This window comes from Dermatobacter hominis (assembly GCF_020715685.1).
Taxonomy (GTDB): domain Bacteria; phylum Actinomycetota; class Acidimicrobiia; order Acidimicrobiales; family Microtrichaceae; genus Dermatobacter; species Dermatobacter hominis.
Genome location: NZ_CP085840.1, coordinates 2,129,183 through 2,151,179, shown reverse-complemented (window position 1 = coordinate 2,151,179; position 21,997 = coordinate 2,129,183). Strand labels below are relative to the sequence as shown.

The 21,997-nt window shown below is 74.1% G+C and carries 19 protein-coding genes; 15 read left to right on the top strand and 4 right to left on the bottom strand.

Annotation, left to right across the window (positions count from 1 at the left end; translation table 11 throughout):
* Window positions 1-124 precede the first annotated feature (124 nt).
* From LH044_RS10110 to LH044_RS10095, 4 genes are read left to right on the top strand one after another with little or no spacing between them, the layout of a single operon-like run.
* The gene (locus LH044_RS10110) at window positions 125-3,577 is read left to right on the top strand and encodes an ATP-binding protein (protein ID WP_227759908.1); all 3,453 of its coding nucleotides are present in this window, start codon (window positions 125-127) and stop codon (window positions 3,575-3,577) included.
* Window positions 3,570-3,995 (top strand): roadblock/LC7 domain-containing protein, encoded by a 426-nt coding sequence (locus tag LH044_RS10105; RefSeq protein ID WP_374210608.1) that lies wholly within the window; start codon window positions 3,570-3,572, stop codon window positions 3,993-3,995. Before LH044_RS10110 ends, LH044_RS10105 begins: the two co-directional genes overlap by 8 nt.
* 34 nt (window positions 3,996-4,029) lie before the next feature.
* Window positions 4,030-4,449 carry a DUF742 domain-containing protein gene (locus LH044_RS10100; RefSeq protein WP_227759906.1) on the top strand — a complete coding sequence of 140 codons (420 nt, stop codon included), beginning with the start codon at window positions 4,030-4,032 and terminating at the stop codon, window positions 4,447-4,449.
* Entirely contained in the window at window positions 4,430-5,074 is a 645-nt protein-coding gene (locus LH044_RS10095; protein WP_227759905.1) for a GTP-binding protein, read from the top strand. The genes LH044_RS10100 and LH044_RS10095 overlap by 20 nt, the downstream gene beginning before the upstream one ends.
* Window positions 5,075-5,104: 30 nt before the next feature.
* Here LH044_RS10095 and LH044_RS10090 read toward each other — a convergent pair whose 3' ends face one another.
* Complete coding sequence (locus LH044_RS10090) at window positions 5,105-5,428, bottom strand: FmdB family zinc ribbon protein (RefSeq protein WP_227759904.1); 324 nt, start codon at window positions 5,426-5,428, stop codon at window positions 5,105-5,107.
* A gap of 213 nt (window positions 5,429-5,641) precedes the next feature.
* Between LH044_RS10090 and galU the strand changes: the two genes are divergently transcribed.
* From galU to LH044_RS10060, 6 genes are all read left to right on the top strand, one after another.
* Window positions 5,642-6,523, top strand: coding sequence for a UTP--glucose-1-phosphate uridylyltransferase GalU (galU, locus tag LH044_RS10085; protein WP_227759903.1), 882 nt, complete (start codon window positions 5,642-5,644; stop codon window positions 6,521-6,523).
* A 35-nt stretch (window positions 6,524-6,558) separates the two neighbouring features.
* The gene (locus LH044_RS10080) at window positions 6,559-7,764 is read left to right on the top strand and encodes a molybdopterin molybdotransferase MoeA (protein WP_227759902.1); all 1,206 of its coding nucleotides are present in this window, start codon (window positions 6,559-6,561) and stop codon (window positions 7,762-7,764) included.
* A 116-nt stretch (window positions 7,765-7,880) separates the two neighbouring features.
* Window positions 7,881-8,903 (top strand): GTP 3',8-cyclase MoaA, encoded by a 1,023-nt coding sequence (moaA, locus tag LH044_RS10075; RefSeq protein WP_227759901.1) that lies wholly within the window; start codon window positions 7,881-7,883, stop codon window positions 8,901-8,903.
* Between the two features lie 120 nt (window positions 8,904-9,023).
* Window positions 9,024-10,766, top strand: a complete 1,743-nt coding sequence (locus LH044_RS10070) for a hypothetical protein (protein ID WP_227759900.1) — start codon at window positions 9,024-9,026, stop codon at window positions 10,764-10,766.
* 148 nt (window positions 10,767-10,914) lie between these two features.
* Window positions 10,915-12,165, top strand: coding sequence for a glycosyltransferase (locus tag LH044_RS10065; protein ID WP_227759899.1), 1,251 nt, complete (start codon window positions 10,915-10,917; stop codon window positions 12,163-12,165).
* Window positions 12,162-14,462 carry an ArnT family glycosyltransferase gene (locus tag LH044_RS10060; protein ID WP_227759898.1) on the top strand — a complete coding sequence of 767 codons (2,301 nt, stop codon included), beginning with the start codon at window positions 12,162-12,164 and terminating at the stop codon, window positions 14,460-14,462. Before LH044_RS10065 ends, LH044_RS10060 begins: the two co-directional genes overlap by 4 nt.
* Before the next feature lie 13 nt (window positions 14,463-14,475).
* On the opposite strand, the gene LH044_RS10055 is transcribed toward LH044_RS10060, so the two are convergent.
* Both LH044_RS10055 and LH044_RS10050 read right to left on the bottom strand, forming a co-directional pair.
* Window positions 14,476-16,269, bottom strand: coding sequence for an adenine deaminase (locus tag LH044_RS10055; protein ID WP_227759897.1), 1,794 nt, complete (start codon window positions 16,267-16,269; stop codon window positions 14,476-14,478).
* A gap of 89 nt (window positions 16,270-16,358) precedes the next feature.
* The gene (locus tag LH044_RS10050) at window positions 16,359-17,441 is read right to left on the bottom strand and encodes a 2-oxoglutarate and iron-dependent oxygenase domain-containing protein (RefSeq protein ID WP_227759896.1); all 1,083 of its coding nucleotides are present in this window, start codon (window positions 17,439-17,441) and stop codon (window positions 16,359-16,361) included.
* Window positions 17,442-17,548: 107 nt separating this feature from the next.
* Between LH044_RS10050 and LH044_RS10045 the strand changes: the two genes are divergently transcribed.
* A complete protein-coding gene (locus LH044_RS10045) occupies window positions 17,549-18,535 on the top strand; it encodes an isopenicillin N synthase family dioxygenase (RefSeq protein WP_227759895.1) in 987 nt (328 codons plus the stop codon).
* A gap of 19 nt (window positions 18,536-18,554) precedes the next feature.
* Here LH044_RS10045 and LH044_RS10040 read toward each other — a convergent pair whose 3' ends face one another.
* On the bottom strand, window positions 18,555-18,839 hold the full coding sequence (locus tag LH044_RS10040; RefSeq protein WP_227759894.1) for a metal-sensitive transcriptional regulator: 285 nt from the start codon (window positions 18,837-18,839) through the stop codon (window positions 18,555-18,557).
* A 65-nt stretch (window positions 18,840-18,904) separates the two neighbouring features.
* On the opposite strand from LH044_RS10040, the gene LH044_RS10035 reads away from it, so the two are divergent.
* The 4 genes from LH044_RS10035 to moaC all read left to right on the top strand — a co-directional run bounded on the left by LH044_RS10035 (window position 18,905) and on the right by moaC (window position 21,950).
* Window positions 18,905-19,114 (top strand): heavy-metal-associated domain-containing protein, encoded by a 210-nt coding sequence (locus LH044_RS10035; protein WP_227759893.1) that lies wholly within the window; start codon window positions 18,905-18,907, stop codon window positions 19,112-19,114.
* Between the two features lie 102 nt (window positions 19,115-19,216).
* Window positions 19,217-20,203, top strand: a complete 987-nt coding sequence (locus LH044_RS10030; protein ID WP_227759892.1) for a GGDEF domain-containing protein — start codon at window positions 19,217-19,219, stop codon at window positions 20,201-20,203.
* A 201-nt stretch (window positions 20,204-20,404) separates the two neighbouring features.
* Entirely contained in the window at window positions 20,405-21,196 is a 792-nt protein-coding gene (locus LH044_RS10025) for a methyltransferase domain-containing protein (protein WP_227759891.1), read from the top strand.
* Window positions 21,197-21,443: 247 nt separating this feature from the next.
* Window positions 21,444-21,950 carry a cyclic pyranopterin monophosphate synthase MoaC gene (gene moaC, locus LH044_RS10020; RefSeq protein ID WP_227759890.1) on the top strand — a complete coding sequence of 169 codons (507 nt, stop codon included), beginning with the start codon at window positions 21,444-21,446 and terminating at the stop codon, window positions 21,948-21,950.
* The last annotated feature ends 47 nt before the right edge of the window (window positions 21,951-21,997 follow it).

The following is a 21,997-nucleotide window of genomic DNA, read 5'->3' as shown; positions in this document are numbered from 1 at the left end:
CACGGCCCACAGCGTACGCCCCTCGCCCCGGCGGACGTCCGGCGGCCCCACCGGGGACCGCTCCCCCGAGCGGTGTGGGTCGAATTTCTCAACCCCATGGGTCGGATGGTCGATCCGCTGAGCGATGGCACGCCGATCGAACACCCCACCAGCGGCCCGCGGGCACATGGGCATCCGCAGCCGCCTCATGCTCCTGCTGGTCGTCCCCCTCGTGGGCCTGCTCGGGGTCACGGGCTACGCCATGGCCACGGCTGTCCAGCAGTCCCGGGACGCCGCCAAGCTCAGCGGCAACGCCGAGGTCTCCCTCGCCGCGTACGACGTGGTCGACGCCATGCAGGCCGAGCGCCAGGTCCTCGCGGCCGGCCAGCCGACCACCGAGGAGCTGCGCGGCGCGGTCACGTCGTCGAGCGAGCAGCTCCGTGCGCTCGCCGCCCAGCAGGGCGGCGCCCTGAAGGCGATGACCGACCGGGCGCTCGACCGGGTCGAGGCCGCCGGTTCGCTCGCCGTCACCAACACCGGCGGCCTGGTGGCCGTCGACGGCTACTCGCCCGCCATCGCCGACCTGCTCGAGGTGAGCCGCGCCGGGTTCGACCCGCAGGGCGCCATCGACGACGACGCCGCCTCGTCGGCCGACCTGCTCGCCTCGGCCCAGGAGGCCGGCGCCAAGGAGCGCGACCTCGTCCAGGCGCTCGCCCTCCGCGGCTCGCTCGTCCCCGAGGTCTACGCCCAGGTCTCGGAGCTCGCCGCCGCCCAGGACATCCAGTCGACGCAGGCCGCCGCCACGGCGTCGGACGACCTGACCGTCCGCATCGACCGGGTCGGCGACGCGCTGGCCGCCGCCAGCCTCGGTCGTGACTCGCTGTTCTTCGCCGCTGCCGAGGGCGCGACCGTCGACCAGGCCGCCGTCGACCAGTGGATCAGCGGTGCCGACGACCGGGTCGAGGACCTCACCTCGCTGCGGGACTCCGCCGCCGGGCAGGCCGTCGCCGCGGTCGACGACCTCGGCACCTCGAGCCGCCGGGTGCTGCTGCTGGCCGCCGCCGCCCTGATCGCCGTGGTGCTCGTCAGCGCCGTCCTGGTCCGCTCCGCCATCCGCTCCATCGCCCGGCCGCTGCGGGAGCTCGCCACCCAGGCGGAGGAGGTGGCGATGGTCCGCCTCCCCGAGGCGGTGAAGAGCCAGCAGACGGGCTCGCCCGAGACCCACCTGCCGGTCATCCGGGCGACCGGCGCCGCCGAGGTGCAGGAGGTGGCCGGCGCGTTCAACGACGTGCAGGACACCGCCCTCCGCCTGGCCGGCGAGCAGGCCGTGCTCCGCCGCAACCTCGCCGACGCCCTGACCAACCTGGGCCGTCGCAACCAGGCCCTGCTCGGCCGCCAGCTCGACTTCATCTCGTCGCTCGAGCAGCGGGAGACCGACCCCGCCTTCCTGGAGCACCTGTTCAAGCTCGACCACCTGGCGAGCCGCATGCGCCGGAACGCCGAGTCGCTGCTGATCCTCACCGGCTCGGAGACCCCGCGCCGTCGCCGCAAGCCCGCGCCGCTCAGCGAGGTCGTCCGAGCCGCGATGAGCGAGGTCGAGGACTTCGAGCGGGTGCGCCTGGGCCAGCTCGGCGACGCCACGCTGACGGGCCCGGTCGTCATCGACCTCGTCCACATGCTGGCGGAGCTCATCGAGAACGCCCTGCGGTTCTCGCCGCCCGACACGACGGTCGAGATCGACGGCCGGTCGCTCGGCCAGGGCGGCTACCAGCTCGCCGTGATCGACCACGGCGTCGGCATGGCCGACGTCGAGATCGTCGCGGCCAACCAGCGCCTCGCCGGTCTCGACGAGGTCGACGGCATGCCGACCCGCTACCTGGGTCAGTACGTGATCGCGAAGCTGGCGGCCAAGACCGGTGCGCTGGTCCGCCTCCAGCCGACCGCCGGCGGCCGCGGCGTGACCGCGGTGGTGAGCCTGCCCGCCACGGCGACCGTCGGCGGTGCCGACCGCTCGTCGATCGCCCGGCCGCTGCCCGGCACCCGAGCCGCCCGTGACCAGTCGCCCGACCTGTTCGCGCCCGGCGCCGGCCTGACCGCCCAGGTCGTCCAGCCCGAGACGGTCATCGACCCCGGTGCCGACCCGTTCGCCGACGCGCCGCCCTCCCGGGAGGACCTGGTCGGGGACCCGACGGCCACCGGCTCCGAGGACTGGACCTGGATCCCCGACGTGCCCGAGGCCGAGGCCGCGGAGGCGTCGCTCACCGACCGCAACGGCGACGTCCACGGCACCGCCGAGACGTGGACCACGCCGGCCGACGAGTGGTCCGCCGAGCCGGTGGACGACTGGGCCGTGCCGACCGCCGAGCCGACCGGGCCGGTGGCCGAGGCCCACGCCGGTGGCTGGACGACGCCCGACGGCGAGTGGGTCGAGACCACCACGCCGGCTGCCGACGAGTGGACCGCCCCGCCGGTCGACGAGTGGGCGGCGCTGCGGCCCGACGACACCGAGCCGGTCGACGAGTGGGCGACGCTGCGGCCCGACGACACCGAGCCGGTCGACGAGTGGGCGGCGCTGCGGCCCGACGACACCGAGCCGGTCGACGAGTGGGCGGCGCTGCGGCCCGACGACACCGAGCCGGTCGACGACGGGTCGATCATCGACGCCAGCCACCTGATCGACGATCCGGCAGTCGTCGACGAGACGTCCCCGGTCGACGGCACCGGCCTCGACGACCGGGTCCTGCTCGAGGACGGCGCGATCGAGGCGAGCGCGGTCGCCGCCGACGAGGCGACCGCGGCGGCCTCGATCTCCGACGCCGCCTACGAGGCGACGTTCCTGGCCGATCCGGTCGCCGACGTCGATCCCGTGGAGGCTGCCGAGGCGTCGCCCGCACCGGCCTTCTCGGCCGAGGACTTCGCCGCCGGCATCCTGGCCGCCGACGCCTTCGGCGAGGCCCCCGCGGCCGAGCCGCCCCCGCCGCCGGCCGCCATCCCGGACCAGACCTGGGACGCGCAGCCCGATCCGGTCGCGGAGCCCGAGCCCACGTGGACCGAGCCCGCCCCGACGTGGACCGAGCCCGCCCCGGCGTGGCCTGATCAGGGCCGGCCCGAGCCGGCCCGGCCCGAGCCGGTGGCCGAGGCCCCGGCCTGGACGACGCCGACCGCCGAGCCGCAGGCGACGCCGACCTTCGCCCCCGAGGCACCGGCCCAGCCGGTCGCAGCTGCGCCCGAGCCCGCCCCTGCGGGCGGCGGCCTCGGCGGCGGCCTCACCCGACGGGTGCCCGGCGCCTCGCTGCAGGACAGCCCGCTCGGCCAGTCCGCGCCGGAGCCGGCACCGGAGCGGGACCGCTCCGCCGACGGCGTCCGGTCGATGCTCTCCGCCTTCCAGGGCGGTCGCAGCCGGGGCCTCGGTGGCGTGGCCCTCGAGGAGCCGGCGTCGGCGACGACGCTCGGCACCGCAACGTCCCCCGGGTCACCGGAGGCAGCGTCGACGGCCGCCGCCGACGACGCCCACAGCCCGTCTCCGTCCTCGCACTGGGCGGCCGATCACAACGGTGTCGACGAGACGCCGGAACTGGAGGATCCCCGTGATCACTGACGTCAACGAGCAGGTGCAGCAGATCCCCTGGCTGCTGTCGCGCTTCGTCGAGCAGACCCCCGGCGTCAGCGACGCCGTGTGCGTCAGCTCCGACGGACTGCTGATGGCGATGTCGACCGACCTCGACCGGGCCCGCGCCGATCAGTTCGCGGCGATCGCCGCCGGGCTGACCAGCCTGTCGCTCGGCGCCTCGCGCTGCTTCGGCTACGGCGAGGTCGACCAGGTCATGGTCGAGATGAGCACGGGCTTCCTGTTCGTCGCCTCGATCTCGGACGGCAGCTGCCTCGGCATCCTGTCGACGAAGGACGCGGACGTCGGGCTGGTCGGCTACGAGATGACCCTCCTGGTCGAGCGCTTCGGCACCGTCCTCACCCCGCAGGTCCGCGCCGGCCTCCGCAGCGTCCTCGCCGCGGGCTGAGCTCCTCGACCGCGCCCGCACGAGCGACCGACCGATGTCCGCCTGGGATGACCCCACCACCGGTGCACCGCCGCCGGGCGGCGTCGCGCCCGCGGACCCGGATGTCGCCACCGTGGAGGACGACGACGAGGACGGCGAGCTCGTCCGCCCGTTCGTCATCACCGGTGGGCGCACCCGCCACGCCAGCGTCCACCTCCGGGTGGAGGCCCTCGTCGTGGCGACGGGCAGCGCGCACGACCGCCAGCTCCAGTTCGAGCACGCCCAGATCATCGGGATGTGCAACTCGCCGATCTCCGTCGCCGAGGTGGCGGCGCGCGTCGGCATCCCCCTGGGCGTCGCCCAGATCCTGGCCGGCGACCTGGCGGAGGCCGGGCTCGTCCAGATCCACGAAGCACGGCAGGCCGCAACGCCCGCACTCCTCCTGAGGATGATCGATGCAGTACGAGCCCTCTGACCCCAACCGCGCCCCGGCTCCCGGGCCCTCCTCCGGGTTCCCGGCGCCGACGGGCGCACCCCAGCCGGTCAAGATCCTCATCGCCGGTGGCTTCGGGGTGGGCAAGACCACGCTGGTGGGTGCGATCTCCGAGATCGAGCCGCTGACCACGGAGGCGACGATGACGGCGTACTCCGAGGCCGTCGACGACACGTCGAAGATCGACCGGAAGACGTCGACGACGGTGGCGATGGACTTCGGCCGCATCACCATCGACGCGGAGCTGATCCTCTACCTGTTCGGCACCCCCGGCCAGGAGCGCTTCTGGTTCATGTGGGACGACCTCGTCGACGGGGCCCTCGGTGCGGTGGTGCTGCTCGACACCCGGCGCATCCAGGAGTGCTTCGCCGCCGTGGACTTCTTCGAGAGCCGCGGCGTGCCGTTCGTGGCGGTCGTCAACCAGTTCGACGACGCCGGGTCCTACGCCCTCGAGGAGGTGCGGGAGGCGCTGGCGCTGCCGGAGCACGTGCCGCTCGTGCGGGCCGACGCCCGTTCGCGCGAGTCGGTGAAGATGGTGCTCATCGCGCTGCTCGAGCACCTCATGCAGCGCGCCATGGCCGAGCAGCGGGCCGCGCAGCACGCCTGACGGGGTGCGGCCGGCCGGCCGCAGGGCCGGTCAGTCCGACGAGGACGACGAGCTCGTCGACGCCGACGAGCTGCTCGACTCCTTGGAGGGGGAGCTGCTCGACGAGGAGCTGTCACCGGACGAGCCGGACGAGCTCCCGCCGTCGCCGTTCGACGACGACGCCGAGGACTTGGCACGCGAGCCCGAGTCGTTCTTGTAGAACCCGGAGCCCTTGAACGCGATCCCGACGGGGGAGAAGACCTTGCGGAGGTCGCCGCCGCACGACGGGCACTCCGTCAGCGCGTCGTCCGACATCGACTGCTGGATCTCGAAGTCGTGGCCGCAGTCGCGGCATCGGTACTCGTACACGGGCATGGTGGCGTGGATGGTACAGCAGCCCTCGCGGCGCTCCCCAGACGGGACCGGCCGGGGCCGTGGTCGCGCTCAGGAGCGGGGGAGGGCTGGGTCGACCGGCCCAACCGGGGGAATGGGACATCTGCCAGGGTCAGGTCCTGGCAGGCCGGCGGTACCATCGTCGGAGCCCCGATCGTCGGGGATCGCGGATCGAATGCAACCGGGGAGCACACGATGACCCGTGTCACCAAGGCCGTCATCCCGGCGGCCGGTCTGGGAACCAGGTTCCTTCCCGCCACGAAGGCGCAGCCCAAGGAGATGCTGCCCGTGGTGGACAAGCCCGCCATCCAGTACGTGGTGGAGGAGGCGGTCGCCGCCGGCATCGACGACATCCTGATCATCACGGGCCGGAACAAGCGGAGCCTCGAAGACCACTTCGACCGGAACTTCGAGCTGGAGCACCAGCTGCAGTCGAAGGGCAAGACCGGGGACCTGGCCGAGGTCGTGGAGCTGGCCGAGCTGGCCGACATCCACTTCGTGCGCCAGGGCGAGCCGCTCGGCCTGGGCCACGCCGTGTCGGTCGCCCGCAAGCACGTCGGCAACGAGCCGTTCGTGGTGATGCTGGGCGACGACATCATGGACGACCACTCCACGGTGCTCCCCGACATGATCAAGCAGTTCGACCAGGTCGGCTCCTCGATCGTGGCGCTGATGGAGGTCCCCCAGGAGTCGATCTCCGCCTACGGCTGCGCTGCGGTCGACCAGCGCGACGGCGCGCTCTGCCGCATCACCGGCATCGTCGAGAAGCCCGCCGCGGAGGAGGCCCCGTCGAACCTCGCCGTCATGGGCCGCTACCTGTTCACGCCCGACATCTTCGCCGAGCTCGAGCACGTCGAGCCCGGCGTCGGCGGCGAGATCCAGCTCACCGACGCGATCGCCCGTGTGCTCGCCCACGACGACGTCTACGGGTGGGTCTTCGCCGAGGGTCGCTACGACATCGGCAAGAAGATCGACTACCTGCGGGCGACCGTCGAGCTGGCCCTCCAGCGCGAGGACCTCGGCCCCGAGTTCCGGGAGTTCCTGTCCGAGGTCGTCCGGCGCGAGGGCATCGGCTGAGCCTCCGTCCCGTCGTCCTGTGCTGGGATGACGATGTGATCCCGCTCCAGGAGGCCCTCGACCACGTCCTGTCCCGCGTGCCCGCGCAGCCGGCCGCGGCCGTCGAGCTGGCGGACGCGCTCGGGCTGGTGACGGTCGACGACGTCGTCGCCACGGAGCTCGTGCCGGGGTGGGACAACACGGCGCTCGACGGGTACGCGGTGCGGGCAGAGGACGTCGCGACGCCCGATGCGGAGCTCGACGTGGTGGCCACGGTCGCGGCCGGCGACGCGGGCGACCAGCCGATCGGGCCCGGCCAGGCGGTCCGGATCATGACCGGCGCACCGGTGCCGCCCGGCGCCGACGCCATCGCGATGGTCGAGCGCACCCGCTCGCTCGACGACGGCCGGCGGGTGCAGGTCGAGGGCACGATCGCCGAGGGCACCGGCATCCGTCGGGCGGGCGACGACGTGCGCCCGGGCGACGTGGTCGTCCCGGCCGGCACGGTCCTGCGGGTCGCCCACCTCGGCGTGCTGGCGTCGATCGGTGTCGGCACCGTCGACGTGCGCCGCCGCACCCGGGTGGGCGTGCTGTCGACCGGCGACGAGCTCGTCGAGGACGGCGCGCCGCTCGCCCGGGGCCAGGTGCGCGACTCGAACCGCCTCGCCCTGCTGGCGCTGTGCCGGAGCTCGGGGTTCGAGGCCGTGGACCTCGGCCTGGTGCGCGACGACGAGGCGGCCATCGAGGCGACCATCCGCCGGGGCGTGGCGAACTGCGACGCGCTGCTCACGAGCGGCGGGGTGTCGATGGGCGACTTCGACTACGTGAAGGCGGTGCTCGGACGGATCGGCGACATGCGGTGGATGCAGATCGCGATCAAGCCCGCGAAGCCGTTCGCCTTCGGGCTGGTCGACGGGGTGCCGGTCTTCGGCCTGCCGGGCAACCCGGTGAGCTCGCTGGTGAGCTTCGAGCTCCTGGCCCGACCGGGCCTGCTCCACGGCGCCGGTCGGACCGACCTGCACCGCCGCACCGTGCGGGCGGCGGCCGCCGAGGACCTCCGGCGCCGGCCCGACGGCAAGATCCACTTCGTCCGCGTCTCGGTGCGACAGGACGAGGACCTGGGCTTCACGGTCGCCTCGGCCGGCGGCCAGGGCTCGCACCAGATGACGGCGATGGCCGCGGCCGACGGGCTGGCCGTGCTCCCCGATGGCGACGGCGTCGCCGCCGGCGACCCCGTCGACGTGATCCTCCTCCACGACTGACCCCTGCGGAACTGGCTGTCGTTCTCCCGGCCAGGGCCGGCAGAACGACAGCCAGAACGGGGTCCGGGGAGGGAGGGGCCTGGGGCGGCGCTCCCGGAGGGGCGTACGATGCCGGCGTGGACCGTCCGCCCGCCCCCCGCCCCGCCGACGAGCTCGTCGACGGCTTCGGCCGGGTGCACCGCGACCTGCGCATCTCGGTCACGGATCGCTGCGACTTCCGCTGCACGTACTGCATGCCCGAGGAGGGCCTGCCGTCGGTGCCGCGGGACCAGGTGCTCACGTACGAGGAGATCGGTCGGATCGCCCGCGTGCTGGTCGAGAGGTACGGCATCACCTCGATCCGGCTGACCGGCGGCGAGCCGACCGTGCGGGCCCGCCTCAGCGAGCTGGTCGCCCTGCTGGCCCCGCTCGGCACCGACCTGTCGATGACGACCAACGGCGCGTCGCTCGAGCGCCACGCCGCCGACCTCCGGGCCGCCGGGCTCCGACGCATCAACGTGTCGCTCGACTCGCTGCGACCCGAGCGGTTCGCCGAGATGACCCGGCGCGACGCGCTCGACAAGGTCCTGCGCGGCATCGACGCGGCGGTCGCCGCCGGCTTCTCGCCGGTGAAGGTCAACGTCGTGCTCGTCGCCGGGGTCAACGACGACGAGATCCTCGACTTCGCCGAGTTCGGTCGGTCCCGTGGCGTCACCGTCCGCTTCATCGAGTTCATGCCGCTCGACGCCGACGGCCACTGGGACGGCTCCGAGGTCGTCGGGCGGGACCAGGTGCTCGCGGCGCTCTCGCCCGCCCTGCCGCTCGAGCCGGTCGTCCGGGGCCACGAGCCCGCCGAGCGGTACCGCTACCTCGATCGCGAGGCCGGATCCGCGGGCTCCGAGATCGGCATCATCCCCAGCGTGACCACGCCCTTCTGCGACTCCTGCGACCGGATCCGCCTGACCGCCGAGGGCGAGCTGCGGAACTGCCTGTTCTCGGTCGAGGAGACCGATCTGCGCGCCGTGCTGCGGGGCGGCGGGACCGACGCCGAGCTGGCCGAAGCCATCCGGCGCTGCGTCGCGTCGAAGCGGGCCGGCCACGGGATCGGCACGCCGACGTTCATCCGGCCCGGTCGGTCGATGTCGCAGATCGGCGGCTGAGCCGGGGCCACCGCTGCCCGCCCGCACTCGCTCGGGGGTCACGACGGCCTCCTCGGGCCGTCCGGACCGATCGGACGGAAATCCGCAAGGTGTTCCCGCCACGCGCCGACACCCGTCTGCGTGAACCGCATTCACCGGACGGCGACCGTCGTCCTCCTGATCGTCATGGCTGCCGTCGCCGCCGCCTGCGTCCCGCCGCCTCCGCCGCCGGACCCGGCGCCGACGACCGCGCCGACCACCACCGCGGCGCCGACCACCACGACCACCTCGACGTCGACGACCACCACGTCCACGACCACGACGACCACCGCGCCGCCCACGCCGCAGGAGCTGTGCGAGGAGGGCCTGCAGACCTTCGTCGAGGAGGCCGATGCCGGCACCTACACGAGCCCGGCGTACACCGTCTCCTTCACGGGCGTCACGGCGATCGACAACCCCGACTCGTCCTCGTCACCGGGCCACGCCGGTTCGCCGTCGACGCTGACCGTCGGCGTCACCGTCCACGACGAGGACGGCGACCCGGTCGCGCCGTCGCCGTCCCAGCCGCTCGTCGTGAACATCTACGGCGGCGGCACCGGCGCGGTCAGCACGGTCCCGGCACCGCTCGGCTCCAGCACCGACCCCGTGACCATCGAGCTCACCTCGGGCAGCAGCTTCAGGCTCGACTACGACGGTTCGTACGTGGCCGCGCCGCTGACGATCCAGGGCGCGATGCAGCTGGGCGACACCAACGGCTGCACCGGCACCGCCTCGTGGTCGATCGGCGCGACGACCGTGCCGCTGCTCAACACGATCGTCGAGGACGGATCGGCCGAGGCCACCCTCCCGGCGGTGTGCGACGAGTTCGACGAGGCCGACGACGGGACGTGCCCGACGCCGACGATCGAGACGACTGGCGTCCGGCTGCGCGCGGTGTTCGGCTACGCCGAGGGGTGGCCGACCAGCGCCACCGCGCCGCCGGCGGTCAGCCCGCACTCGAGCGACTACCACCCGTTCACCGTGGACACCGGGTCGATCGGCGCCGCCGCGCCGATCGACGAGCTCGGCCCGAACGCGATCGGTCCCGCCGGTCCGGCCTACAAGTACTACGACTCGTCCGGCTACCAGTACATCGGCTTCCTCTACCTGGCCCCGGTCACGATCCGCCACGCCGGTGGCACCGTCAGCACCGTCCCGATCCGGGTCCTCGGCGTCGAGACGAGCGCGTGCGTGCCCGACCACAGCTGCAACAGCGCCCCTGATCCCGAGGTCTTCCACTACCTCGGCGTGGGCTTCGACCGGAACGACCCCTCGCCGTCGGACCTGCTCGCCTCGCCGACCGACAACGCCCTCCTGCAGCTGCAGGCCGCGAGCGGCCACTTCGCTCCGGGCTACATCATCGACGGCACGGGCGTGCAGGTCGGCCTCACGCCGTCGCAGCGCACCGGCTTCGGCACGGCGCCGCTGTCCGCGTCGGGCGTCCCGGGCGACTGGCTGACCGCGTCGGGGTACGCATCGGTCGACACCACGCAGACGACGCCGGCCATCGCGTCGACGATCCTGGTGGACACCGGCATCACCGAGATGTTCTTCGACGCCGGCACCGGCACCGGCATCCCGCACCTCCTGCCCGACAGCGACTGGGTGAACATCCTCCTGCCGACGACGGGGGGCGTGAACGAGCTGACCTACGGCTTCCAGGCCGGCACCGGCCACGTCCCGGCCGCGACGGGCATGAACCCCAGCCGGGTCGACCTCATCCACGTGCAGCCGCCGGGCCAGGTGTTCGTGAACACCGGCCGCTACGTCCTGTTCGAGAACCGCTACCTCTTCGACGCCCGCAAGGGGGTCGTCGGGTTCTCGCCGCAGAGCACGCCTCGCTGAGCTGGGCCCACACCGCTCTGTCACGCCTGGCGGTGCCGATCGGCACCGCCAGGCGTGACGGAGCACCGTGGGCGGTGGCCGCCGTGTTCTCGGGCACCTCCCAGCCGGCCCCGGGGCGGTTCGCAGGTGCGGACGTGATCGTTGGCGCATGCAACCCGCCACCGCCGTCGCCGGGACGTCCGCCGGCGCCGCCCCCTCACCGCCCGGCCTCCGCCGCGTCGAGGTCGACGTGGTCGTCCCCGTCCACGACGAGGCCGCCGGCCTCGCCCGGTCGATCCGGACCCTGCACGCGTACCTGTCGGACCGCTTCCCGCTGAGCTGGACGATCACGATCGCCGACAACGCGTCGACCGACGCGACGCTCGAGGTCGCCCGCCGAATCGCCGCCGAGCTCGGCGGCATCCGCGTGCTGCACCTCGACCGCAAGGGCCGGGGTCGGGCGCTGCGGGCGGCCTGGTCGACGTCGACGGCCGCCGTCGTGGCCTACATGGACGTCGACCTCTCGACCGACCTCGACGCGCTGCTGCCGCTCGTCGCGCCGCTCGTGTCGGGCCATTCCGACGTCGCGATCGGCTCGCGGTTGGCGGGCGGCTCGCAGGTCGTGCGGGGCCCGAGGCGCGAGGTCATCTCCCGCACCTACAACCGGATCGTCCGCACGACGCTCCGCACGTCGTTCAGCGACGCGCAGTGCGGGTTCAAGGCGCTGCGGGCCGACGCGGCGGCCGACCTGCTCCCGCTCGTCGAGGACGACGCCTGGTTCTTCGACACCGAGCTCCTCGCCGTGGCCGAGCACAACGGGTTGAGGATCCACGAGGTCCCGGTCGACTGGATCGACGACCCCGACTCGCGCGTCGACGTGGCGGCCACGGCGCGCGACGACCTGCTCGGGATCGCCCGGCTGCTCGGCCGACTGTCACGCGGCGACGTCGTGATGCCCGACCGCCCCACGGCGCGCGTCGCGCCGCTGGGCCGGGTCGACCAGCTGATCCGCTTCGCCTCGATCGGCATCGTGAGCACGGTCGTCGCCGCGGCGCTGTTCCTGCTGACGGCGCCGACGATCGGCACGGTCGCGGCCAACGCGGTGGCCTTCGCGATCTGCGCCGTGGCCAACGCCGCCGCCAACCGCCGGTTCACGTTCGACCTGCGGGGGCGGTCCGGCCGCTCCCGGCACTTCCTCGGCACGCTGCTGCTCGGCGCCGTCCCGCTCGTCGTCAGCACCGCCGTGCTGGTGCTCCTCGACCTCGCCGGCGCGACCGGCCTGGTGCTCCCGCTGCTCGCGGTGCTCGTCGTCGACGGCTGCACCGCCGCGCTCAAGTTCGTGCTGCTCCGGCGCTGGGTCTACGCGCCCGGGGCCGACCCGATCCCCACGCCCACCGCCCCCCTGGAGGCCCACCGATGACCACGATCGACGACACCGCGGCGCGCCTCGCAGCGCCGCCGCTGGGCGGGATCCCGGCGCCTCCCGGCCCGGAGGCCGGCGCGCCCCCGACCCCGCCGGCCGACGCCACCGCGGGCCGGCCGTCGCGCTGGCACCGCCTGTGGCGCGGCCGGCCGGCCGACCCGAGCTGGTACCGGCCGCTGCTGTGGGCGCTGCTGGCCGTCACCGCCGTCGCGTACCTCTGGGACCTCGGCGCGTCGGGGTGGGCGAACTCCTACTACTCGGCCGCCGTCCAGGCCGGGTCGCAGAGCTGGAAGGCGTGGTTCTTCGGCTCGTTCGACGCGTCGAACTCGATCACCGTCGACAAGGCGCCCGCTGCGCTGTGGGTCATGGGCCTCTCGGCGCGGGTGTTCGGCGTGAGCGCGTGGTCCATCCTCGTCCCGCAGGCGCTCATGGGCGTCGGCAGCGTGGCCCTGGTCGTGGCCACGGTGAAGCGGTGGTTCCGGCCCGGCGCCGCCCTCCTCGCCGGCCTGGTGTTCGCCGCGACCCCGGTCGCCGCGCTGATGTTCCGGTTCAACAACCCCGACGCGCTGCTCGTCCTGCTGCTCTGCGCCGCGGCCGCGGCGGTCACGCGGGCGATCGAGGGCGGTCGCGCCGGTGCGACCACCGCCGAGGCCGACGCCGACGTGGAGGCCGCGGCCGACGCCGAGGCCGCCGAGGCCGCCGAGGACGTGCGGGCCACGGGCTCGGGCTGGCGCTGGCTCGTGCTGGCCGGCGGCCTCGTGGGCTTCGCCTTCCTCGCCAAGATGCTCCAGGCGTTCGTGGTGCTGCCGGCCTTCGCACTGGCGTACCTGGTCGCGGCGCCGACGACCTTCTGGCGCCGGGTCCGGGACCTGGCCGCCATGGGCGCGGCGACGATCGTCGGCGCCGGCTGGTGGGTGGCGGTCGTCGAGCTCTGGCCGGCGTCGAGCCGGCCCTACATCGGCGGGTCGCAGACGAACAGCGTCCTCGAGCTGGTGTTCGGCTACAACGGCCTCGGCCGGCTGACGGGCGACGAGACCGGGTCGGTCGGCGGTGCCGGCGGTGCCGGTGGTGCCGGTGGGAACTGGGGGCCGACGGGCATCCTGCGGATGTTCAACGAGGCGTTCGGCGGCCAGGCCTCGTGGCTGCTGCCCGCGGCGCTGCTCCTGCTCCTCGCGGGTCTGGTGTGGACCTCGCGCCGACCGCGGACCGACCGGAGCCGCGCCGCGCTGATCCTGTGGGGCGGCTGGCTGGTGATCACCGGCGTCGTGTTCAGCCTCGGCCAGGGGATCATCCACGAGTACTACACGGTCGCCCTGGCGCCGGCGATCGGCGCGGTGGTCGGCATCGGCGCCTCGCTGGCGTGGGACCGTCGCCACTCGCTCGTCACGCGGGTCGTGATGGCCGGCGTGGTCGCGGCCACCGCGGCGTGGACCGCGGCGCTGCTCGGGCGGACGACCGGCTGGAACGCCTGGCTGACCCCGGCGGTCGTCGCGACGTCGGTGGTCGCCGTCGTGCTGCTGCTCCTCGGCGACCGCGTCCGGCGCGGCGCGGTCACCGCGACCGCCGTCGGGGCGCTGCTGGCGGTCGGTGCCGGTCTGGCGGCGCCGATCGCCGCCTCGGCGACGACCATCGCCACCCCGCACTCGGGATCGATCGTGACGGCCGGTCCGGCGATGGGGAGCGGCGGGCCGGGCGGCCTGCGCGGCGGTCCGGGCGGGATGCCGGCCTTCGGTGGCCAGGGCGGGCCTCCCGCCTTCGGTGGCCAGGGCGGGCCTCCCGCCTTCGGTGGCCAGGGCGGACCCCCGGCCTTGGGTGGCCAGGGGGGAACTCCGGTCTTCGGTGGCCAGGGCGGCACGACCACGCAGGGCGCCTCCCCGCCGGCCGGGACGTCCCCGCAGGGGGCCGGCGGTCGCCAGGGCGGCATGGGCGGCCTGCTCGACGCGACCACGCCGACCGACGCGACGGTCGCCGCGCTGCAGGCTGGCGCCTCGGGCTTCGACTGGGTGCTGGCGACCGTCGGGTCGAACAACGCCGCCGGCTACCAGCTCGCCAGCGGCGAGGCCGTCATGGCCATCGGCGGCTTCAACGGCAGCGACCCGTCACCGACGCTCGAGGAGTTCCAGGAGGTCGTCGCCGACGGCCGGGTCCACTGGTTCGTCGCCGGCGGCGTCGGCGGCGGGGCGATGGGCGGCTCGGACGTCGGCGCCGAGATCTCGAGCTGGGTCCGTTCGAACTTCGCCTCGGTCGAGGTCGGCGACGTGACGATGTACGACCTCACCGCCCCGACCTCGTGACGGAGCGGGCGGGTCAGTCCAGGACGAGGTCGGTCACCAGCACGCCGAGGTCGCCGTCGACGATGCCGAGGTCGGTCAGGTGCGGGCCCGGGAGGCACGCCAGGCTCGACGCCATCACCTGCATGAGCGGCTGGCTCAGCGCCCCGGGCGGGAGCCCGACGGCCGCGGCCGCGGCCTCGACGGCGTCCTGCAGCTCGGCGACCTCCTCGCACGGCAGCGGCGAGAGGATGCCCGCGACCGGCAGGGCGATCGAGGCCAGCACCTCGGCCGCTCCTCCCGGCACCGCAGCGGGGACGGCCACGGCGACGCCCCCGCCGTCGGCGATGACGCGGTTGGCCGCGGCGGCCATGGCGTCGGGATCGCGGCCGAACACGACGAGGTTGTGCGTGTCGTGCGAGACGGTGGTGGCGATCGCGCCCGTCCACGGGGCGCCCCAGCCGGTCGCGACCGTGAGCTGCACCTCGGGGTCGATCCGCCCGTGCCGGTGCACGACGGCCTGGAGCAGCGCGGTGTCGGGGAGCTGCACCGCGCCATCGGCGACGGCGACCTCGAGCGACCCCCAGGTGGTCATGATGCGGCCGTCGACGGTGCGCACGGTCACCGTCCCGTCGTCGGTGCTCGGGAGGCGCAGGACGAAGTCGTCGGGGGACAGTGGCTGGAGGTGGAGGGTGTCGAACGGCGCGGTGGCCGCTCCCTCCTCGACGTCGACGACCATCGAGCCGCCCGAGGCGACGAGCCGGCCGTCGGCGTAGACGTCGAGCACCTCCACGTCGGCGAGCGAGCCGATCACGACGAGGTCGGCGCGCCGGCCGGCCGCGACGAGCCCGAGGTCGGGCCGGCCGAGCCGGTACGCGGCGTGGTAGGTCGCGAGGCGGATGGCCCGCACCGGCGGCAGACCGAGGCGGACGAGCATCCGGATCACGCGGTCCAGGCCGCCGTCGCGCAGCAACGTGTTCGCGAACAGGTCGTCGGTGCAGAGGACGAGGTGGGTCGGCAGCTCCGGCAGCTCGGCCAGCTGCGCCACCACCTCGGGCAGGACGGCCGCGACCTCGCCCCGGAGCTCGACGGTCATCCCGGCGTCCAGGCGGGCCATGACGTCGCCCTCGACGAAGATCTCGTGGTCCGAGTCGATGCCGGCCGACAGGTAGGCCTGCAGCTCGGGTCCGCGCAGGCTGGCGGCGTGGCCCGAGACGAGCTTGCCGGACTCGAGCCCGGCGGCGACCACCCCGACCATGCGCTCGTCGGCGCCGAGCACGCCCAGCATGTCCATCACCTCGGCGACGCCGCCGACCTCGGGCCACGACAGCATCGTCGCCACCTCGTCGGGATCGACGTCGTAGCCCGACAGCTCGAGTCCCGGCTGCGGCGGCACGCACGACGGCGCCTGGACGATGTAGCGGACGGGGAGGCCGCGGCTGGCGTCGACCGCGTAGCGCACGCCCTCGACGCCGACCACGTTGGCGAGCTCGTGCGGATCGGCGAACACCGTCGTGGTCCCGCGCGGCGCCACCGCTGCGGCGTAGGGGCCGGGGGTGAGCATCGAGCTCTCGAAGTGGACGTGCATGTCGATGAAGCCGGGCGCCACGTGACGGCCGGTGACGTCGACGACCTCGGCCGCGTCGGTGCGCGACCCGCGCGGGTGCACGCTCGCGACGAGCGGCCCGACCACGCCGACGTCGGCCTCCTTGAGCAGCCCGGTCCCGACGTCCACGACGGTGCCGCCGGTCAGGAGGAGGTCGAAGGGGGCCGTGCCCCGGGCCGCCTGGACGGCTCGGGCGCGGATCTGGGGGTCGACGTGTTCTCGCACGGACCCATCCGACAACGGATGCCGTCGCTCCTGCTGTTACGGCACCGTGAACCGCCGCCCGGGGCCCGAGCGCGGGGGCGGGGCGCGGGTCAGAACCAGGGGTGGCGGTGGTTCTTGCGCTGGTGGGCGAGCACGCCGGCCAGGACCGGCGGCTGGCGGGGCGTGGCGCCGGGCGGCAGGCACGTCGGCAGCGCGGCGATCTCGGTGTCGAGGTTCGGGTACTGGTAGTAGGCGAGCGCAGTCCGGCTGAGCGCCGGGTCCCGGTCGCTGGGCGACGCGACGCGGTGCAGCGCCGCGCTCCACCGGTCGTCGGTCCAGCGGGCCAGCATCTCGCCGGCGCAGACGAGGAGCCGGTCACCCGAGCCGGTCACCTCGACCCACGTCCCGGGCAGCTCGGGGTCGGGCCCATCGGGGGTGTCGTCGTCGGGGTCCGCGATCGACGACATCACGTCGGCGGCCAGCCGCGCCCGCTCGTCGGGCGTCCCGCCGACGTGGACCTGCATGCGCCCGGGCGAGTCGTCGAACGCGAAGATCGACAGCGTCCCGAAGTCGGCGTGGGGTCCCATGCGCGGCATGCGCTCCCGCGCGGTGGCGAACTGCGGCGGGTAGTTCACGCACGCCAGGTACGACGCCTGCCGGTCGAACCGCTCGCGGAACCAGTCCGCCCGCAGACCGAGCGCGATGGCGGCGACCGACAGCAGGCGGTCGCCGAGCTCCTCCATCACGGCGTGGTAGGTCGTCATCGCGGCGCGGAAGCGCCGGGGCCGCCGTGGCCACACGTTCGGCTCGACCAGCTCCGACTGCTCCGGCCCGTAGCCGGCGGCGAGCACGTCCTCGGGTGAGTCGAACCGGCCGGACTCGTAGATCTCCCGGATGAGGATCGGCGGATCGCCGACCTCGCGGGTCGTGTAGCCGTGGAACGGGTTGCCGCTCGGCGACCGCAGCGCCTCCTTGGCGCGGCGGTCGAGCGCGAACAGCTCCTTCGATGCGTCCATCGTCCGCCGGAACAGGTCGGCGGGGATGCCGTGACCGACGAGCTCGAAGGCCCCGACGTCGCGGAGCGCCGCGTCGAGCTGGCGGGCCGCGTCCTGCAGCGCCGCCGCCGTGCCCACGCCGGTCCGCCGACCGAGGTCGACGACGGGCAGCTCCGCTCGGTCGGTGGTTCGGGTCATGGACGGGCGCCATGGTACGGGCGAGGTGGCGTCGATCGCCCGGCGGGGCGCGCCACGAAACACGATCGCAACGGAACCCGTCCTGCCGGAGGCCGCATGCTGGGTCCATGACGACCGCCACCGCTCCTGTCATCCCTCGCCTCGACCTCTCGCTCGCACTCGGTGGCGACCCCGTCGCCCGATCCGCGCTGGCGCGCCAGATCGACGAGGCCTGCCGGGACATCGGCTTCTTCACGATCACGGGGCACGGCATCGACCAGCAGCTCATCGACGACGTGCGCCGGTCGACCGCCGAGTTCTTCGCGCAGCCCGACGAGTACAAGGCCCGGTTCGCGTCGGTCACCGGCAACGAGTTCCGGGGCTGGTCGGTCCGCGACGCCGCCACGACCGCCGACGACGGGGGACGGCCCGTCCGGGTCCGGGAGCAGGTGGAGATGAGCCGGTTCGACTCGCCCGAGGACGTCGCCGCCGCCGGCTACGACGACGAGTGGGTCCGCCGGGCCGAGCCGAACGTGTGGCCGGAGCGGCCGGCCGGGCTGGCCGAGGCGTGGAAGCGCTACCACGAGGCGGTCGACGACCTGGGCATGGCGCTGCTGTCGCTGATGGCCCTCGCCCTCGACCTGCCGGAGGGGCACCTCGAGTCCCGGTTCCGGCGCCATCCGTCCTACCTGGCCTGCAACCTCTACCTGACGCCCGACGCCGAGTTCGAGGGCCACCGGTTCGGGGCGCACACCGACATCGGCTCGCTCACGATCGTCTACCAGGACGACGGACCGGCCGGCATCGAGGTGCTCGACCGGTCGGGCCGGTGGACGCCGATCGACCACGAGCCGGGGGCGTTCATCGTGAACCTCGGCGACCTGATGGCGAAGTGGACCAACGACCGGTGGGTGGCCACCGAGCACCGGGTGCGCAACCCGGAGCCCGGGGAGCAGCGGACCAGGATCTCGATCCCGTACTTCCAGCACCCGGACTTCGACGCCCTCATCGAGTGCCTGCCGGGCTGCAGCGACGAGGACGATCCGCCCCGCTACCCGGCGGTGCTCGCCGGCAACTGGGCGACCCACCGCTTCGACACCTACGAGAAGGTGTGAGCGGGCCGGCCGGGGACCATCAGCGGGTGAGGAGCCGACCGACCGCGCCCATCAGCTCCTCGACCTGCTCGTCGGGGTCGGTCGGGCCCCCGTGCCCGCCGACCAGGCAGTGGCGTGCGTGGTCGTCGAGCAGCCCGAGCGCGACCTTGTCGAGCGCGGCCCGGATGGCGCTGATCTGGGTCAGCACATCGATGCAGTAGCGGTCCTCGTCGACCATGCGCGCCACGCCGCGCACCTGGCCCTCGATCCGGCGGAGCCGGGCCTGCAGCTGGTCCTTGGTGGCGGTGTATCCCCGTTCGGCCATGCCGACAGGGTATCGCGACGTCACTACCCCCTGGGGGTATGAGCGGCGAGCGATATGCTGTCCACATGACGACGACCACCTTCAGCGTCCGGGGCATGACGTGCGGGCACTGCGTCGCCGCCGTGCGCGACGAGCTCGGGCGGATCGACGGCGTGACCGGCGTCGACGTGGACCTCGACTCCGGCGCCGTGGCGCTCACGAGCACCGGTCCGGTCACGGCGGACGCCATCGCCGCGGCGGTCGACGAGGCCGGCTACGCCGTCGCCGGGGTGTGACGCCCGGCGGCTCCCGTGGGGGCCCGAAAAGCTGGAGGAACCGCCCGCTCGTGCCGATCATCCGGACGTGGACCTGACGCGCGCGACCACGGACGGGATCCGGTGATCCCGGCGCCCCTCCCGGACGACGAGTCCCAGCGCCTCGCGGCGCTCGCCGCCCTCGGCATCCTCGACACCGATCCGGAGGAGAGCTTCGACCGGGTCACTCGACTGGCCCAGCGCCTGTTCGACGTCCCGGTCGCGCTCGTGTCGCTGATCGACCGGGACCGCGAGTGGTACAAGTCGAACCAGGGCATGGCCGGAACCGGCTCGGCGGACCGCAGCGCGGCGTTCTGCGCGCACGCCATCCTCTCGAGCGGCCCGACGATCGTCGAGGACGCCCGGCTCGACCCGCGGTTCCACGACCACCCGGCGGTGCTCGACGACCCCGACGTCCGGTTCTACGCCGGCGTCCCGTTGCGCAGCCCGACCGGTCACCCCATGGGCACGCTGTGCGTGATCGACCGGACGCCCCGCACGGTGCCGGCCGAGGACCTCGCCATGCTGGTGGAGCTGGCCGCGATCGTCGAGCACGAGTTCGCGATCCGGCACGAATCGGCCACCGACCGGCTGACCGGTCTCTACAACCGGCGGGCGCTCGACCTCGCCGGACCGGGGCTGGTCGACCTCGCCGACCAGCTCGGTCACCCCCTCACGGTGCTCTTCGTCGACCTGGACGGGATGAAGCCGATCAACGACGGCCACGGCCACGCCGCCGGCGACGTCGCCATCGTCGAGTGCGCCACGGCCCTGCGCCGCGTGCTGCGCCAGGCCGACGTCGTCGCCCGCGTCGGCGGCGACGAGTTCGTGGCGGTCCTCTCGGGCGTCGGTGTCGCCGACGCCGGCAAGGTCGTCACCCGGCTCCAGCGGGCGGCCACCGAGTTCAACGCCGGCTCGGACCACGCGTGGGACCTGTGCATGAGCGTCGGCGTCGCGACGCGCGAGCCCGCCGCCGGGGGCGGCACGGGGGCGACCTTCGAGGAGGTGCTGCGCCGCGCCGACGCCGACATGTACGAGCACAAGCGCTCGTTCCGCTCCGTCCTCGGCTGACGGTCCCGGCCCTGGCGCTGCCCGGCCGCGTCCCGACCGGAGACGCCATCCCGACGGGCCCCGGGGTCAGGGGCTGCTGCGCTCGATCGTTCCGTCCAGCGCGTCCCTGTCACGTCGGCGTCGTCGCACCGTCGTGCGCTTCACCAGCGACGTCGTCGAATCCGCTGGCGGGGCGGGGCCGGCGGCGCCAACGTGTTCGACGTGCCCGACGACTACCTCCACGGTCATCCCGAACCCGTCCTGCGCTCGCACCGCTGGCGCACGGCCGAGAACTCAGCCGGCTACCTCCTCCCGCACCTCGCCGGCGGCGAACGGCTGCTCGACGTCGGCTGCGGTCCCGGGACGATCACCGCCGACCTTGCAGGGCGGGTCGCGTCCGCCGTGGGCGTCGACTCGTCGGCGGACGTGGTGGCCGAGGCGGAGCGCTCCGTGGCGGACCGGCCGGAGGTCGATCGCCCGTCGTTCCGGGTCGCCGACGTCTACGAGCTCCCGTTCGACGACGGCGAGTTCGACGTCGTGCACGCCCATCAGGTCCTCCAGCACCTGACCGACCCGGTGGCCGCGCTGCGCGAGATGGCGCGGGTGGCGCGACCTGGGGGACTGGTGGCGGCCCGCGACTCCGACTACGGCGCCTTCACCTGGGCGCCCGAGGCGCCGGGCGTCTCGCGGTGGCTCGACCGCTACCGCTCGGTCGCCCGGTCGCTGGGGGCCGAGCCCGACGCGGGCCGCCGCCTGCTCGGCTGGTGCCAGGAGGCGGGGCTCGCGGCGGTCACCGCCTCGGCCTCGGTGTGGTGCTTCAGCGGTGACGACCGGGAGTGGTGGGCCGGCGTCTGGAGCGACCGCATCCGGACCGAGCCGCTGCGTGGCCGCCTGCTCGCCGACGGCGCGGACGAGGCCGAGCTCGACGCGATGGTCGCGTCGTGGCAGGGCTGGGCCGCCGCGCCCGACGGCTGGTTCGCCGTCCTCCACGGCGAGGTGCTCGCCCAGGTCTGAGCGAGCGGTCCCCGCCGCGAGCGGCGAGCCGGGAGCGGCAGGCCGGGCCTCAGCGGCCGGGAGCGGGGAGCCGGGCCTCAGCGGCCGGGAGCGGCAGGCCAGGCCTCAGCGGCCGGGAGCGGGGAGCCGGGCCTCAGCGGCCGGGAGCGGGGAGCCGGGCCTCAGCGGCCGGGAGCGGGGAGCCGGGCCTCAGCGGCCGGGAGCGGAGAGGGAGAGTCGGGTGGGAGTGAGGCTCTACACTCGCGCCATGTCCGAACGGGGCCTGACCCATCTCGATCCCCTCGGCCGTGCCCGCATGGTCGACGTCACGCCCAAGGAGCCCACGCACCGTCGGGCGATCGCCAGGGGCCGGGTCAACATGAGCACGGAGACGACGTCGTTGGTCGCCCGCGGCGCCATCAACAAGGGCGACGTGCTGTCGGTGGCCCGGGTGGCGGGGATCCAGGCCGCCAAGCGGGCTTCGGACCTCATCCCGCTGTGCCATCCCGTCCTGGTGGGCGCGGTGCTCGTGAACTTCCGCATCGAGGACACGTTCATCGAGGTGGAGGCCAGCGTCGAGACGGTGGACCGCACCGGCGTCGAGATGGAGGCGCTCACGGCGGTCAACGTCGCGTGCCTGACGATCTACGACATGTGCAAGTCGGTCGACCGGTCCATGGTCATCTCGGACGTCGCCCTGTGGGAGAAGACCGGCGGTCGTTCCGGCGTCTACCGGCGCGACGACGACCTGCTGGCCGACCTCGAGGGCATCTGAGCGGGTCGCCCCGACGGTCGCATGTCGACGCCGCGGGCCGCGATCCC

Coding starts and splice junctions, on each gene's coding strand:
- LH044_RS10110 (WP_227759908.1), top strand. CDS start 125: ATGGCACGCCGATCGAACACCCCACCAGCGGCCCGCGGGCACATGGGC.
- LH044_RS10100 (WP_227759906.1), top strand. CDS start 4,030: ATGTCCGCCTGGGATGACCCCACCACCGGTGCACCGCCGCCGGGCGGC.
- LH044_RS10095 (WP_227759905.1), top strand. CDS start 4,430: ATGCAGTACGAGCCCTCTGACCCCAACCGCGCCCCGGCTCCCGGGCCC.
- LH044_RS10090 (WP_227759904.1), bottom strand. CDS start 5,428: ATGCCCGTGTACGAGTACCGATGCCGCGACTGCGGCCACGACTTCGAG.
- galU (WP_227759903.1), top strand. CDS start 5,642: ATGACCCGTGTCACCAAGGCCGTCATCCCGGCGGCCGGTCTGGGAACC.
- LH044_RS10065 (WP_227759899.1), top strand. CDS start 10,915: ATGCAACCCGCCACCGCCGTCGCCGGGACGTCCGCCGGCGCCGCCCCC.
- LH044_RS10060 (WP_227759898.1), top strand. CDS start 12,162: ATGACCACGATCGACGACACCGCGGCGCGCCTCGCAGCGCCGCCGCTG.
- LH044_RS10050 (WP_227759896.1), bottom strand. CDS start 17,441: ATGACCCGAACCACCGACCGAGCGGAGCTGCCCGTCGTCGACCTCGGT.
- LH044_RS10045 (WP_227759895.1), top strand. CDS start 17,549: ATGACGACCGCCACCGCTCCTGTCATCCCTCGCCTCGACCTCTCGCTC.
- LH044_RS10040 (WP_227759894.1), bottom strand. CDS start 18,839: ATGGCCGAACGGGGATACACCGCCACCAAGGACCAGCTGCAGGCCCGG.
- LH044_RS10035 (WP_227759893.1), top strand. CDS start 18,905: ATGACGACGACCACCTTCAGCGTCCGGGGCATGACGTGCGGGCACTGC.
- moaC (WP_227759890.1), top strand. CDS start 21,444: ATGTCCGAACGGGGCCTGACCCATCTCGATCCCCTCGGCCGTGCCCGC.